9 protein-coding genes are annotated in these 15,686 nt (G+C 48.3%); all 9 read left to right on the top strand.

All coding sequences use genetic code 11. From position 1 onward, the window contains the following. Positions 1-2: 2 nt before the first annotated feature. The gene (locus tag AAC033_RS10410) at positions 3-1,109 is read left to right on the top strand and encodes a glycoside hydrolase family protein (protein ID WP_339737781.1); all 1,107 of its coding nucleotides are present in this window, start codon (positions 3-5) and stop codon (positions 1,107-1,109) included. Between the two features lie 176 nt (positions 1,110-1,285). After that, the gene (locus AAC033_RS10405) at positions 1,286-2,791 is read left to right on the top strand and encodes a rhamnogalacturonan acetylesterase (protein ID WP_339737779.1); all 1,506 of its coding nucleotides are present in this window, start codon (positions 1,286-1,288) and stop codon (positions 2,789-2,791) included. A 50-nt stretch (positions 2,792-2,841) separates the two neighbouring features. Continuing rightward, positions 2,842-4,743 (top strand): rhamnogalacturonan lyase, encoded by a 1,902-nt coding sequence (locus AAC033_RS10400; protein WP_339737777.1) that lies wholly within the window; start codon positions 2,842-2,844, stop codon positions 4,741-4,743. Between the two features lie 103 nt (positions 4,744-4,846). After that, complete coding sequence (locus tag AAC033_RS10395) at positions 4,847-7,474, top strand: glycoside hydrolase family 88 protein (RefSeq protein ID WP_339737775.1); 2,628 nt, start codon at positions 4,847-4,849, stop codon at positions 7,472-7,474. Positions 7,475-7,544: 70 nt separating this feature from the next. After that, positions 7,545-8,660 carry a glycoside hydrolase family 88 protein gene (locus AAC033_RS10390; RefSeq protein ID WP_339737773.1) on the top strand — a complete coding sequence of 372 codons (1,116 nt, stop codon included), beginning with the start codon at positions 7,545-7,547 and terminating at the stop codon, positions 8,658-8,660. 124 nt (positions 8,661-8,784) lie between these two features. After that, positions 8,785-9,381 (top strand): RNA polymerase sigma-70 factor, encoded by a 597-nt coding sequence (locus AAC033_RS10385; RefSeq protein WP_339737771.1) that lies wholly within the window; start codon positions 8,785-8,787, stop codon positions 9,379-9,381. A 46-nt stretch (positions 9,382-9,427) separates the two neighbouring features. Further along, positions 9,428-10,558 (top strand): FecR domain-containing protein, encoded by a 1,131-nt coding sequence (locus AAC033_RS10380; RefSeq protein ID WP_339737769.1) that lies wholly within the window; start codon positions 9,428-9,430, stop codon positions 10,556-10,558. 184 nt (positions 10,559-10,742) lie between these two features. Continuing rightward, positions 10,743-14,168 carry a TonB-dependent receptor gene (locus AAC033_RS10375; protein WP_339737767.1) on the top strand — a complete coding sequence of 1,142 codons (3,426 nt, stop codon included), beginning with the start codon at positions 10,743-10,745 and terminating at the stop codon, positions 14,166-14,168. A 20-nt stretch (positions 14,169-14,188) separates the two neighbouring features. Continuing rightward, a partial coding sequence (locus tag AAC033_RS10370; protein WP_339737765.1) for a RagB/SusD family nutrient uptake outer membrane protein occupies positions 14,189-15,686 on the top strand: 1,498 nt, incomplete at its 3' end.

Raw genomic sequence — 15,686 nt, 5'->3', positions numbered from 1 at the left:
TTATGCAAACAAGACGTGATTTCATACAGCAAAGTTTGCTTACCGGAGGGGCGTTGCTGGTTTCGGGCGCCACTGGTATGGCAGTTTCCATTCCCGGTAAAAACTACCGGGAAAAGGATATTTCTGCTTTTTCGAAGCGGCTGAAACCAATGGGGCGCATTCTGGCGCTCGAAGGTTATTACGTTTGGGGTTGCAGCCCGATTGTTGCGCCTGATGGAAAGTTTCACGTGTTTTTTTCGCGTTGGAACGCTGAGAAGGGCATGGGCGGCTGGATTAACAGCTCGGAGATTGCGCATGCCGTTGCTAATGAGGCGGCCGGCCCTTACCGCGAAATTGAAACCATTCTGGCCCCGCGTGGCGAAGGTTTTTGGGATGGCACCACCTGCCATAATCCGCATATTCAGCTGGTTGACAGCACGTATTGCTTGTTTTATATCGGCAATTCGAACCGAAAAACAAATACCAAGCGGATTGGCCTGGCAACAGCCAAATCGCTCAACGGCCCTTGGATACGGCCCGACAAACCACTGCTGGAGGCGGGCGCAGAGGGGGCCTGGGATGATCATTGCACCTCGAACCCATCGTTTCTGAAACATTCAAACGGGCAGTATTGGCTGTACTACAAAGGCTGGAATAACGAAGAATATGTCAATCCCGTTGATCCGGCTATTCGCGGAAACCGCAAATACGGGCTGGCCATGGCCGAAAAACTGGAAGGGCCGTATGTCCGCTATGCTGAAAATCCGATTATCGACTATTCGGCTTTGGGCAACAACCGCCAGTTGGAAGACGGCAATGTGTTCCGGGAGAACGGGAAATATTACATGCTGGCGCGCGATATGGGGCGTTTTGACCATGAGGTGGGCATCATCCTTGAGTCGGATGATGGCATTCGCTGGTCGGAACCAAAAATCAGTTATTTCGGTGTGTCACGTTACCTTGACCAGCCCGAAGCACCCAAGCATTTAAGGAAATACGGGCGGTTTGAGCGCCCACAGGTACTCATTCAGAACGGAAAACCCACGCACTTGTTTGTCACCACGCAAGGGGGAAAATATATGACATCCACTCCGTTTGTTTTTGAAATTGAAGCGGATGTACGCAAATAGAAGATATCGATGGCGCGGTATAAAATGTCATTGACCGAGTCATTCTGGACTTGTTTCAGGATCTCGAGCTATTGATAAACAGACCCCGGAATAGATTCGGAGTGACTCGAGCGGGAGATTTGTGACTTTTTAGACAGCACCATCAATAAAAAGGGAAACTAAAAACTTTTATTAAGATGAAATTGATCAGCTTTTTCCTATTGAGTTGCCTGTTGGCTTTCGGACCACAAAAGGCGACTGGCAAACCCACCGTTTATACGATTGGAGATTCAACCGTGAAAAACGGGCAGGGCGATGGTTCCGGCGGATTGTGGGGCTGGGGCGACCCATTGGTGCAGTTTTTTGATACCAGTCGGATTCAGGTGGAAAACCACGCTCTGGGCGGAACAAGCAGCCGTACCTTCCGGACCAAAGGACTTTGGCAGCCTGTTTTAGAAAGGCTTCAACCAGGCGATTATCTGCTGATTCAGTTTGGCCACAACGATGCCGGCGCGATCAACGACGACTTCCGGGCGCGCGGCACGATCAAGGGCGTTGGTGATGAAGCTGAGGAAATCGACAACCTGCTCACCGGCGAGCGCGAGGTGGTGCACAGCTATGGCTGGTACCTCCGGCAATACATCAACGAGGCAAAGGCGAAAGGAGCCATTCCGGTGGTCATGTCGCCCATTCCGCGCAATAATTGGAAGGATGGGCGCGTCCCGCGAAACGACGAAAGTTATGGTTTATGGGCCGAAGAGGTGGCCATTGGCGAAAGAGTTGAATTCATCAAGCTGAATGACAAAATGGCCTCGGCGATGGAAAAGTTGGGAGAAGCACAAGTAACGGGCAACCTATTTTTTCCGCACGATCACACGCATACGTCGGCTAAAGGAGCTGTTTTGGCGGCCTCGCTGATTGTGGAGGGACTGCGGGAATCTGAGAACTGCCCGCTGAAAGACTACCTGCTGGAGCATCCAATCATTAACTTCCCGGCTAAAAAGAAAGTCTTGCTAATTGGCGATTCGACGGTGGCCGGTGGTAATGGAGAAATTGTTGGCTGGGGACGCGAGCTGCCGGACTTTTTCGATACCAGCCGTGTTGAGATCATCAACAAGGCGCGCGGCGGACGCAGCAGCCGTACGTTTTTGTACGAAGGTTTGTGGAAGGAACTTGTTCCGCAACTGGGCAAGGGCGATTTTGTGCTGATCCAGTTTGGGCACAATGATGGTGGAAATATTGACAAGGCCAAATACCGCGGATCGCTGCCAGGAACTGGCGATGAAATGCAGGAAGTGACGCGTGAGGACGGTTCCAAAGAAACGGTTCACACCTACGGCTGGTACATGAAAAAGTACATCTCTGATGTGCAAGCCAAAGGAGCTATTCCAATTGTCGTTTCCATGATTCCGCGTAACAGGTGGAAGGAAGGGAAAGTGGAGCGAGCTTCGGACAGTTACGGCAAATGGGCAAACGAAGTGGCCGAAGAAACCGGTGCTTTCTTTATTGATTTGAATGAAGCCGTGGCTGCCGAATACGAAACGATGGGGGCGGAGGCTGTCAGCACGTTCTTTCCGGGTGACCATACGCACACCAACGGCGCTGGAGCTCAGCTGAATGCCATGATCCTGTCTCAACAGATCGCGCGAATAAAGGAATGTCCACTGCGGGGAGCGGTCAGTCATAGAATTCAGTCTCAGTGATCCAGAATCAGGAATTCATCCAGCATTTAGTAACTAATATCCATAAACTAATGACCAATTTAAAATTATTTTTGATCCTGTTCATGCTCTCCGGTTTTACGGTTTCGGCTCAGCGCCAGATGGAGCATCTATCGCGTGGGCTGGTGGCTGTGCAAGCAGGCAAAGACAGTGTTTTTGTGAGCTGGCGCCTGCTGCATTCTGATGTCGAAGCGGTGCGCTTTAATGTTTATCGTCAATCAGAAAATGGTGAAGAAGTTCTGTTGAATGAGAAACCTTTAGCTGATGCGACCTCGCTGATGGATGTTGCCAGTTTGCCTGATGGGATCTACACCTACCTGGTAAAACCTGTTGGAAGTGGAAATGAATCCGAAGCCGATGGCTCATATCAACTGGTGAAAACCGAGAATGTGCAGCCCTGGCTCACCATTCCCCTGAAAACACCCGAACGATATTCACCCGGCGATATTGCTCCGGGTGATCTGGATGGCGATGGTAATTATGAGCTGGTGGTCCACATGACGGGCCGTGGGCGCGACAACAGCCACGAGGGGATGACTTCCGAACCGGTTTTTCATGCTTACAAGCAGGACGGTACCCTACTGTGGAGTATTAACCTGGGCAAAAACATTCGTGAGGGCGCCCATTATACGCAGCTTTTGGTGTATGATTTTGATGGCGATGGCCGCGCCGAAGTGGTTATGAAAACAGCAGACGGCACTGTTGATGGCACCGGGAAAGTGATTGGCGATGCGTCGGCCGACCACCGAAATGAGGGCGGACACATCCTGCGCGGGCCGGAGTTTCTCACCGTATTTGATGGGCTGACCGGAGCAGCACTGGCTACCGTTCCGTATCAGGCGAGCCGACATCCGGAGAGGGAAAACCCGACTCCCGAAGAAATGAAAGCCACATGGGGCGACAACTATGGAAACCGCTCTGAACGTTACCTGGCGTGCGTGGCTTACCTCGATGGTGAGCATCCGTCGATCGTCATGTGCCGGGGCTACTACACACGGGCGACTTTGGCTGCCTACGACTGGCGCGACGGGAAACTGACCCAACGCTGGCTATTCGACAGTGACGACGGCACTCCCGGCAGTCGTGCTTACCGTGGACAGGGTAACCACAGCGTGAGTGTAGGCGATGTAGATGGCGATGGCTTTGATGAAATCATTTACGGTGCTGCAGCTATCAATCATGATGGCACAGGACTTTATTCAACGGGGCTGGGGCATGCCGATGCTTTGCACCTGTCCGATCTCAATCCTGCCCGACCGGGGCTGGAGGTGTTCAACATACAGGAGCGTTTTGGCGATGCCGGCATGAACTTCCGGGATGCACATACAGGTGAAATCCTTTGGAAAGTTCCTTCCGTGAAGGCTGCTGATTCCGGGGGCGACAAGGGCGAAGGTCCTGGCCGTGGTGTTTCTTTCAACATTGATCCCCGCCACCCGGGAAACGAGTGCTGGGTTTTTGGCGCCGGCATCAGCGGCCTGTGGAATGCTCAAGGCGAAAAGATATCAGAGACTACCCCACGCAGTTGCAACTTTGCCGTGTGGTGGGATGGTGACTTGCTTCGCGAGTTGCTCGACCGAAACCGGATCATGAAGTGGGACTGGCAGAATGAGACCCTCACCAACCTGCTGGTAGCCGAAGGTTGCCAGAGTAATAACGGATCGAAATCAACGCCGGCCTTGAGCGCTGACCTGTTTGGTGACTGGCGCGAGGAAGTGGTTTTGCGTACCGAGGATAACCAATCGTTACGGATTTATACCACCACCATTCCTACACGACACCGCTTTGTCACCCTGATGCACGACCCCATTTACAGGTTGAGTATTGCATGGCAAAATGTGGCCTACAACCAGCCGCCTCATCCTGGATTTTATATTGGTGATGACATGGAACAGCCCGAAAAGCCTCGGTTGAACTTGATTGAGTTTCAGCCGTAATTAAAGGACAAGGCTGTTTCGAAATGACTAATTCTTTAGGATAAGCTAATCGGATTAAGAAGATCAAAATAAGCAGTTAAACGCAACGCTAAAACAAATACTTATGAACTGTCAATTCTGGAAACAAATCACATTGACCAGCTTGGTGTTACTCGGCTTGAACCTTGCCGGGGCCATGGCTCAAAAAGTGACCGACTCAACAACTCCGTTGCACCTCTTGCAGCCCGAATATGATACGCCCTATGGGAAGCCCGAAGTGGAGGCAATTGAAGAAGTGCTGCAACGGGTACATGATTACCTGGAATCCACAACACCGATGAAACTGATTGATCAAGGATCAGGAACAGAACTGGATGACTTCAGTAAAATCAACAAAAATACGATTTTCAAACCTGGTGATTATCGGCTGATCAGTTACGAGTGGGGAGTCACGTATGCCGGGATGCTTCTGGCTGCCGAACAAACGGGTGACAAGCGCTATGCTGACTACACCTATAATCGCTTGCAGTTTTTGGAAGGTATCCGCCCCTATTTTCTGGAATTGGAGAAAGAACATGCAGGAGTGCGACATGCCATGTACTCGGTCATTCACCCCCATGCGTTGGATGATGCCGGAGCTATGTGTGCGGCCATGATTAAAGCCAAACGTGCGGGGCTGGATGCTGACCTTGATCCGATGATTTCGAATTTTATCGATTACATCAGTAATAGAGAGTTCAGGTTTGACGATGGCACACTGGCTCGCAACCGGCCGCAACCCAACTCGCTTTGGTTGGACGACCTGTTTATGAGTGTACCGGCGCTGGCGCAAATGGGGAAGTATTCCGGAGAAACGAAGTACTACGACGATGCGGTGAAACAAGTGCTGCAATTCTCGAAGCGCATGTTCAATTATGAAAAAGGCCTGTACATGCATGGCTGGATCATGGGTATGGACGAGCATCCCGAGTTTTACTGGGGGCGGGCTAATGGCTGGGCCGTAATGACGATGGTGGAGCTGTTGGAAGTTTTGCCGGCAGATTACCCCGGGCGCGACCAGGTGCATGATTTGTTGCAGCGCCACCTCCGCGGATTGGCCAACCACCAGTCGGGGCAGGGGTTTTGGCACCAACTACTCGACCGTAACGATTCGTACCTGGAAACGTCGGCAACCGCCATTTATACGTATGCCATGGCCCGCGCCATCAACCGCGGCTATGTGGATGCCAAAGTTTATGGGCCTGTGGCTTGTCTCGCCTGGAACGCTGTAGCTACCAAGGTGAACGAAAAGGGCCAGGTCGAAGGTACTTGTGTTGGAACAGGCATGGGTTTCGATCCGGCATTTTACTATTACCGTCCTGTGAATGTTTATGCAGCCCACAGTTACGGTCCGGTTTTACTGGCGGGGGCTGAAATGATTGAGTTGGTTAAAACGCATGACATGCGCATCAACGATAGCTCGTTGCAGTTTTACGACGATCAGCAGGATAACACCACGGGCTGGAAGTTTGATTTTGGTTCGGGGAACGTAAAAGAAGGTTTCACCCGGGTGGACGAAGAGTCGGTGTACAGTCCAGGAAAAGGCTTTGGCCTCATCAGTGAAAGGCCTGTGCATTCAGTTAAGAGCAATGGAGAAGACAAGCTGAACGGTGATTTCATTACTAGTGAGCGTCCGTTCTACTTTGCGGTTGACGTGCCCGAAGGACGCTATAGAGTTACGCTGACCTTAGGCGATTTCAAAGGGGAATCTGCCACAACGGTCAAGGCCGAATCACGCCGGTTGATGCTCGAAAATATTCAAACCCAAAAAGGCGAAGTGGTGACCAAAACGGTGGTGGTTGATGTGCGCACCCCCCGGATCAATGCCACGGAAGAAATCCGCCGAAAGTCACGCGAAATGGCTTACCTGAATTGGGATGACAAACTCACCCTGGAATTTAGCGGTCCGAAGCCCTGCGTTTCCTCCATTAAAATTGAACCGGCAAACGAATTGCCGGTGATTTTTCTGGCCGGAAACTCAACGGTCGTTGATCAGGAACAAGAGCCTTGGGCTTCGTGGGGGCAGATGTTTCCGCGCTTTTTAAAGCCTGAGATCGTGGTCGCCAACTATGCCGAATCAGGAGAAACTCTGAAAGCTTTCCAACGAGAGAGACGCCTGGAAAAAATACTCAGTGTCATGAAACCGGGTGATTATTTGTTCATGGAGTTCGCTCACAACGATCAAAAGCCGGGCGGGAACCATGTGGAGCCGTTCACTACGTATCAGGATGAGTTGAGACATTTTATCAGCGAATCCCGAAAGCGTGGCGCACATCCGGTTTTGGTAACTTCGACCAACCGCCGAAGATTTGATGAGCACGGAGAAATTGTGAATACGCTGGAAGAATATCCCGAAGCCATGCGGCAGTTAGCAAAATCTGCAAATCTACCGCTAATCGATCTGAATGCCATGAGCAAGAAACTTTTTGAGGCGCTGGGTGTGGAAGATTCGAAGAAGGCTTTCGTACATTTCCCGGCGAATACCTACCCCGGACAAGATCAGCCCCTCGCTGACAATACACATTTTAGTACCTATGGAGCCTATGAACTGGCGAAATGCGTGGTGCAAGGTATCCTTGAAAACAGAATGGACTTGGCAGACTACGTGGTGAATGACTTTGATGGTTTTGATCCATCAACACCTGATGACTGGAAAAGCTTTTTTTGGACCGAAAGCCCATCCGCAGAAGTCTTAAAGCCAGACGGAAACTAATGCTATCCGGCGTATCGTTTGAATGAAGCGAGATGTAATAAATGATAAATTCTTTAAAGTAAATAATGATATGAACAAGTTTTTGAGTATTATGTTGTTGTCGTTTGCGGTGTTGTCTGCATGTGCCAATAAACTTCCTTCCAAAGAAGAAATCATGGACAAAATGGTCCTGACGAATGCCTATTTGATGAAAAAGTGGCCCGATCCGGGAGTGAATGTGATCACGAATCGGGAGCGCCCAAGTAACCTGTGGACTCGTGCGGTGTATTACGAGGGCTTGATGGCTTTGTACGCGCTGAATCCAGATCAGCAATACTACGATTATGCAGTTGCATGGGGCGAAGCGCACAACTGGGGGCTGCGTAATGGCGTGGAAACCCGCCATGCCGACAATCACTGTGCTGGCCAAACCTACCTCGATTTGTACGAAATGGATGCACAAACCGAACGAATCAGAGATATCAAGGCATCGATCGATTTGATGATGGAAACCGAAAAAATTGATGATTGGGACTGGATTGACGCGCTGCAAATGGCCATGCCGGTTTTTGCCAAGCTGAGTGTGATTACGGGCGATCACAGCTATTCGGAACGGATGTACGAAATGTACATGGACACAAAAGTCACCCAGGGATTGTGGAATCCGGAAGACCAGCTTTGGTGGCGCGATATGGACTTTTTGCCACCGTATAAGGAACCAAATGGCGAAGATTGCTACTGGTCGCGTGGAAATGGGTGGGTTGTTGCCGCACTGGTACGCGTGCTGGAAATTTTGCCTGAAGATGACCCACATCGCGATGAATATCAAAACACCTTGCTGCAAATGATTGAAGCGCTGGTGCCGCTGCAACGGGAAGATGGTTTCTGGGGAGTTAGTCTGCACGACCCCACCCATTTTGAAGGTCCTGAGACTTCAGGAACTGCCCTGTTTGTTTACGGAATGGCTTGGGGAGTCAATCAAGGTTTATTGAAAGGGAAAAAATACCAGCCAATCATTGCCAAAGCCTGGAATGCCATGGCAACCGAAGCTGTTCATCCCAACGGGTTTTTGGGCTACTTGCAGGGAACCGGGAAAGAGCCTAAAGATGGCCAGCCGGTAACCTATACCAGTAAGCCCGATTTTGAAGATTATGGTTTGGGATGTTTCCTGCTTGCCGGAAGCGAAGTGTATAAACTGGCAAAATAAAGCCAGGCAAAATGATCATTGACGAAACTCCGGGGTATTTTTGTTCCCGGAGTTTCCTGTCTTCCATTAATGCTTGGTCGTTTTTTCGTAAGTGTATTCGCTGCAGAGGGAAGGTTTAAAAAAAATGAAATCGATCATGATGAAGCGGGACGAAAAGTACCTATTTTCTCAATTGAAATCCGGAAGTGAAAAGGCTTTCGAATATTTCTTCAAAACGTATTTTGAACAGCTTTATCAATACGCCTTTCAGATTACCAAGGAACAATTTCAGTCTGAAGAAATTGTAGAAGACACCTTTGTCATGCTTTGGGAAAAGCGCAAGCAGATTGACCTTCTTGACACGCCAAAGTCCTACCTGTTTCGAATGGTTTACAACCAATGCCTAAATTATTTCAAACACAAGAAGGTAAGCGATAAATACAAAGCGTTCTTCGTGCATCACCAGCCAGTATCCGATTTTCCAGGTTCTTTTACGGGCTATCCGTTGGAAACACTTATCAATCGGGAATTTCAGGAAATCCTGGAACGATCCATCCAGAAGTTGCCAGACCAGTGCCGCCGGGTTTTTACGATGAGCCGCCTGGAAGGAAGAAAAAACAAAGAAATCGCCATGCTTTTAGGGATTTCGATAAATACAGTTAAGACTCAGTTGTTGAGAGGATTGAAGTCTGTTCGGTCCGACTTGAGAAACCTGATCGTTTTACTTTTTCTGAAAAAGTAACTTTTCTTGTCACCCCTTTTCCTTTTCAGGTTGTCGTATTAAAAGAATGCAAGAAATACCTGATTACCGACCCATGGATGATTTGATATTAAAATGTTTGCAAGATGAGGCTTCCTCTGAGGAACAACAGGAAGTTTGGACTTGGTTACAAGACGATAAAAATCTTGTGCGGTACCAGCGCTTGCGTGACTCGTGGCTTGCTAGTGGGATGATCCGAAACGATTCTTCATTTGATCTGGAGCAGCACTATCAAAAAGTACAGGCACGTATTCAAGCAAAAATTCAAGACAAACCCATCATGCGGCTGTGGAGTTCGGTATGGAAAGTTGCTGCCCTTTTTATTTTTGCTTTTCTGCTCGGTTTTTCCATTACGCAGCTGATCTCGAATAGGAGCATCAGAAGTTTGGCTGAAAATCATTACAATATTGAAGCGCCGATGGGAGCCAAAATTACGATGGATCTGGCCGATGGAACGAAAGTTTGGCTAAATGCAGGCAGTCGCCTCACTTACTCCAATGCTTTTAATGTTGATAACCGTACGGTTCATTTGGAGGGTGAAGGCTATTTTGAAGTGGCTAAAAACAAACGAATTCCTTTTGTGGTGGAGGCCGATGGTGTTGAAGTGAAAGCGGTTGGAACGGCCTTTAATGTAAAGGCCTATCCGGATGAGGCGCTGGTAGAAGCGACCTTGGTGGAAGGAATTGTTGATGTGTCCGAAGGTCGGCAAACCATCCGGCTCGAACCAAATCAAAAAGTGTCTTTTGTTCGCAGTTCAGCCCGCTTGGCTACCCAGAGCAATGCTCAGGAAGAAGAAGAGTTGGTTATGGTCGATCCGCGAAACATTCAAACAGTGGATATTATTCACACAAAAAATATCAACCCCAATTTATACACGTCATGGCGGGGCCAACGCTGGATTTTTGAGCGCGAAAAACTGACGGATTTTACAAAAATACTGGAACGCCGTTACGATGTGAAAGTATATGTGATGGACAGCGAGCTGAACGACTATAAGATTTCGGGATCCATCCATCAACAATCCCTGGATCAGCTGTTGAATGCTGTTCGGCTGACGGTTCCGATCAACTATAAGATCATCAACAACGAAGTGATATTAACTTTGGACGAACGATTGGAAAAAGAATATAAAACGCTTATGAATAAGTCTACAAACTAAATAAAAAAGAGATGAGAGAATAAATTCTCCCATCTCAGGCATGTTTTAATTAAACCCTTTGGGAGTTTCTTGGCAGTTGGTCCCAAAGTAGTTGTTTAACTATTAACGAAGTAAAACTATGAAAAAAAAACAAAAGAACTCTTCTCTATGGATGAAGAGAAGGTTAAAAACACTGTTGCTGACTATGAAACTTACAAGTTTGTTTCTTTTACTGGCGGTTATTCATGTTAGTGCGAGTACTTACTCCCAAAACACGAAGTTTAGTCTTAAACTTTCAGAGAAGACCGTGAAGGATGTTTTATTGGAAATTGAGGATCAGAGTAAATTTCACTTTTTGTACAACGATGAATTTACTGATTTGAGCCGGAAAGTCTCCATTGATGTAAACGATGCCAAAGTGAATGATATTTTGGATGAGTTGTTTGCCGGGGCCGACATCACCTATAAACTGATGGATAACAATCTGATTGTTATTACCCCCTCTAATGCCGACATGGTTCAGCCTTCACGCATTACCGGCCGGGTTGTTGACGAATCGGGCATGCCCTTGCCGGGTGTTACGGTGGTTGAAAAAGGAACAACCAATGGTACGGTAACCAACTTAGACGGGAATTATACCATCAATGTATCAGAAGGTGCAGTGTTGCAGTTTTCGTTTGTTGGGATGGTCCAGGTGGAAGTTCCGGTAACAAACCAGGGCGAAATTAATGTTACACTGGAAGAAGAAACCATGGGAATTGATGAGGTTGTTGTGGTAGGTTATGGTACCCAAAAGAAGGCTGACATTATCAACTCGGTAGCAACCATGGATGCTGAAAGGCTGAATGAACGCCCGGTGAACAAGGTGGACCAGGCGCTGATCGGTCAAATGTCGGGGGTGCGGGTAAAGCAAACCAGCGGATTGCCCGGGCAGGGATTTAGCATCCAGGTTCGTGGTACCGGATCCATTACAGCCAATAACGAACCGCTTTATGTGGTTGATGGTTTCCCGATGGAAGTTTCGCCACAATCTTCCAGCGGTAACTTTTCAGGGGGTAACCCGTTGACGAATTTGAATCCCAATGACATTGAATCGATTCAAGTGTTGAAAGATGCTGCAGCGGCTTCCATCTATGGATCGCGCGGATCGAATGGTGTGGTTATTATCACCACCAAAACAGGGAAAAGCGGAAAACCGCAAATCTCGTTTAACTCATATTTCGGATGGAATGAGACGGTGAAAAAGCTGGATGTTCTTTCGTCCGAAGAATTTGCCGAACGCCAGATTGAGCACATGAATTATTTCTGGGTTCGTGACCATGCGGCTGATCTGGGTGCAACCTCAGCACACACGAATGATCAAAGAAGGGCACTGTTGGGTCTGGATGCAGGGGAATACAACACCAAATACATGTGGGACGACCGCTGGCTACAGGATGGACATCCGGGGCTGGACTATGTGGATTGGCAGGATCTTTTTTTCCGGAAAGGACTGGTTCAAAGTTACCAGCTTTCCGCAAACGGAGGAAATGAGACGGTTAATTACTATGTGTCGGGCGATTACCTCGATCAGGATGGAATTGCGATTGGTGTAAATTACAAACGCTACAGTGCCCGGGCCAATGTTGAGGTCAGCCCGAACGATAATCTACGTTTTGGTCTGAATATCGCACCTTCATACAGTGAAGAACTCGACCCGAACGTGGAAGGTAAAGATGCTATCACCCACATTGTTGTCGGAATGAATCCCATTGTCGAATCTTCAACCGGAGCCGAGGGAACCAACGTTGGCGAAAATACCAGTTATGCTTGGGGAACTTCGCGCGTGAGCCCGATTGCTGAAGCAAAAAACGTGGATCGCATGAGCCAGACGTTCCGGAACATTACTACCACTTTTGTGGAATACCAGTTGATTGATGGATTGAAATTGAAAACCAATATCAACTTTGACGTCCATAACAATGAAGCCAAGAGGTTTACACCGGCTTTTGTTACCCGTAACCGCACCGCAAGTGCCAGTCGTTCGGGTTACAACCGGACCAATTTTGTTAATGAAAATACGCTGAATTACAACAAATCAATCGGCGATCATACCGTTGATTTGCTGGCGGGTTACTCTTATAGTGCATTCAAACTGGAAACTTACAGCATCAGTGGCACCGGTTTTGCTTCCGACGCCATTCCTACTCTGAATGCTGCTTCCAGCACCAGTGGAACTTCTTTTGAAAGCAAGAATACGTTGATCTCTTATTTCGGAAGGGCACAGTACAACTACAAAAGCAAGTACCTGGCGCAGGTCAGTATTCGTCGCGATGGTTCGTCTAAGTTTGGCGCCAATACCAAGTGGGGTGTTTTTCCTTCGGCTTCCATTGGGTGGCGTGTTTCCGAAGAAAGTTTTATGGATGATGTCACTTTCTTCGACAACCTGAAACTTCGTGCCAGTTGGGGGCTCGCCGGTAACAATGGAGTTGGCGACTACGACCAGATAGCAAGGCTAACCTTTGCCAACTACAGCAATGGTGGAAATCTGGTTAATGGCATGGTGCCATCGAACTTTGCCAACCCCGATTTGAGTTGGGAGACCTCGGAAACTTTCGATGTGGGGGTTGACTTCAGTATTCTTTCAAACCGGGTAAATTCCTCATTAGATTATTACACGAAACGCAATACCGACCTGTTGTTGAATATTCCGGTACCTACGGCCAGTGGGTTTGGAACCGCTTTGACCAATATTGGTGAAGTACTGAACAAGGGGTGGGAGTTTGAAGTAACGACCCGCAACATGGTGGGGAACTTTAAATGGCAAACGATGCTCAATTTGAGCCACAATACCAATGAAGTTAAAAAGTTGGGGCCAAACAATACGCCGATCTTTGGCGGTGGATTTGATATCACGCACAATATTCTTGAAGTCGGACGACCGATGTACACCCTTTATGTGGTTCAGCAAGATGGTTTACTCACAACCGCTGACATTGATAATGGCTATCCTGTTTATGGCAACCAGCAGGCTGGTGATCCAAAATACGTAGACCAACATACTGTTGACACCAATGGCGATGGTATTCCCGATCAGGCTGATGGTGTGATTGATGCCGATGACCGGACCTATTCGGGGCAACCCAACCCAGATTACGTTTGGGGAATCACCAATAACTTCTCCTACAAAGGGTTTGACCTTTCGGTATTGGTGCAAGGTCAATGGGGTGGCACACTTTACTCTACCTTCGGCCGGGCCATGTACCGAACGGGTATGGGAGCCGTTGAAAACACGCTTGGAATTACCCGCGACAGGGTGAGATGGGAAGAAGGTAAAGTGTATACCGAAGCCGATTTAGCTGGAAAAACGAGAAAATCACCCTCCGTATTTGGGCGGATCAAAAACACCGACTGGCTGTATCCAAACGATTACTGGCGGATTCGGAACATTACGTTAGGCTATGATTTGGGCCGTCACATTCGCTCGCACGTGATTAGTGGTGCACGAATTTATGTTACTGCTGAAAACTGGTTTGGAGCCGACAAATATGATGGAGGTTTTAACCCCGAGGCGGTCAATAACAGTGGCGACGACTATGGGGCTTTCCCGCTATCGAAATCCATGGTGTTTGGCGTAAACTTGAAATTTTAACAGCTAGAATTAAAATCGTTATGAAAAGAATATATTTAATAATTATCAGTTTGGTACTCGTTTTCACTGCTTGTGAAGATGACCTTGACCTGGCTCCGATTTCAGAGCCTAGTGCCGCTAATTTTTACAACAATACCGAAGATTTTGAATTGGCAATCAATGGCGTTTACAATGCTTTGGGGGATTACCCGGCCAACCATTTGTACTTGTCCGAAGTTCGAAGCGACAATATTTACTCGCCCGGAACCGGCGTAAGAGAATGGAATCCGGTGAATAACTTTGAAAGGACCTTGCAGACCAACCCGTTGATGGCAACCGCCTGGAATTCATCCTATCGCGGAATTTTTCTGGCGAACATGGTTTTGGATCAAATCAACGAAGAAAAGGTAGAAGACAGTGCCACCCGTTCGCGATTGACCGGTGAGGCTAAGTTCCTTCGTGCTTTGTTTTATCTCGATCTGGTTCGCTTCTTTGGAAAAGTTCCGATCTACGACCACGCCTATTCGCCTACCGAAGCGCTTGAAATTCCTCGGTCGCCGGTGGCCGATGTTTATAGCCTGATTACCCAGGATTTGCAGGATGCAATTAGTAATCTGCCCGCTTCGTATAGTAGTCCAGGGAAAGCAACTTCGCATGCTGCCCGTGCTCTCTTGGCCCGTACTTATTTAACCATGTCGGGTCCCGACTATGGGATTGAAGGCCCAGGATTGGGAGAAGATCATTACAGTGAAGCACTCACGCTGCTCAATGAAGTAATTTCGAGCGCACAATATGGATGGGTGACCGATTATGCGTCTATTTTCAGCTACAACAATGAAAACAATCCCGACATTGTGTTTGATATTCAGTTTATCAACGACGGAGCAACTGGGGACCGCGGTATTGGAACCATTCTTCCAACCTTGATGTACCTCGAAAGCTACGCCCGAATAACGCTGCCCTTTGCAGGAGGGGTTCCCAACGATGGTACCGGCGGACTTGATCCTTCGGATAACCTCGTTAACTCGTTCGATGAAGCCGATGTGCGGGATGATGCATCCATTTTGATGTCGTTTATTGATCAAAATGGAAACCCTGTAAATCACCCGCAGTACGTTAAGTTTTTGAGTTTGAATCATATTCCCGCCGACCGGTTTAACTGGGGAGTTAACTTTCCGGTGATCCGCTACACCGATGTGCTGATGATGAAAGCCGAAGCCTTGTTGCAAACCGGTGGTAGCCAGACAGACATTGACAATATCGTGAACGATGTGCGCGAACGTGCCGGACTCACTACGGTATCCAACGTTGATCTGGATATGTTGCTGGAAGAGCGACGCAAAGAGTTTATGGCCGAAGGTTTAAGGTGGCACGACTTGGTTCGCACCGGAAAAGCCATTGACGTGATGAATGCCTTTGCTACCAGTGACGACGATGCTGATAAAATTAGCACAGTGGTGGCTAACGACTTGATTTATGCCATTCACCAAGATCAGTTGGAAGTGAAAAGAGGCTTGTACGAGCAAAATCCAGGCTATT

The organism is uncultured Sunxiuqinia sp., assembly GCF_963974515.1.
Classification (GTDB): domain Bacteria; phylum Bacteroidota; class Bacteroidia; order Bacteroidales; family Prolixibacteraceae; genus Sunxiuqinia.
This window is presented reverse-complemented; position numbering and strand designations above follow the sequence as displayed.

What these genes read in the sequence shown, in the direction of transcription:
- AAC033_RS10410 (WP_339737781.1), top strand. Translation starts at nt 3, where the DNA reads ATGCAAACAAGACGTGATTTCATACAGCAAAGTTTGCTTACCGGAGGG.
- AAC033_RS10405 (WP_339737779.1), top strand. Translation starts at nt 1,286, where the DNA reads ATGAAATTGATCAGCTTTTTCCTATTGAGTTGCCTGTTGGCTTTCGGA.
- AAC033_RS10400 (WP_339737777.1), top strand. Translation starts at nt 2,842, where the DNA reads ATGACCAATTTAAAATTATTTTTGATCCTGTTCATGCTCTCCGGTTTT.
- AAC033_RS10395 (WP_339737775.1), top strand. Translation starts at nt 4,847, where the DNA reads ATGAACTGTCAATTCTGGAAACAAATCACATTGACCAGCTTGGTGTTA.
- AAC033_RS10390 (WP_339737773.1), top strand. Translation starts at nt 7,545, where the DNA reads ATGAACAAGTTTTTGAGTATTATGTTGTTGTCGTTTGCGGTGTTGTCT.
- AAC033_RS10385 (WP_339737771.1), top strand. Translation starts at nt 8,785, where the DNA reads ATGAAATCGATCATGATGAAGCGGGACGAAAAGTACCTATTTTCTCAA.
- AAC033_RS10380 (WP_339737769.1), top strand. Translation starts at nt 9,428, where the DNA reads ATGCAAGAAATACCTGATTACCGACCCATGGATGATTTGATATTAAAA.
- AAC033_RS10375 (WP_339737767.1), top strand. Translation starts at nt 10,743, where the DNA reads ATGAAACTTACAAGTTTGTTTCTTTTACTGGCGGTTATTCATGTTAGT.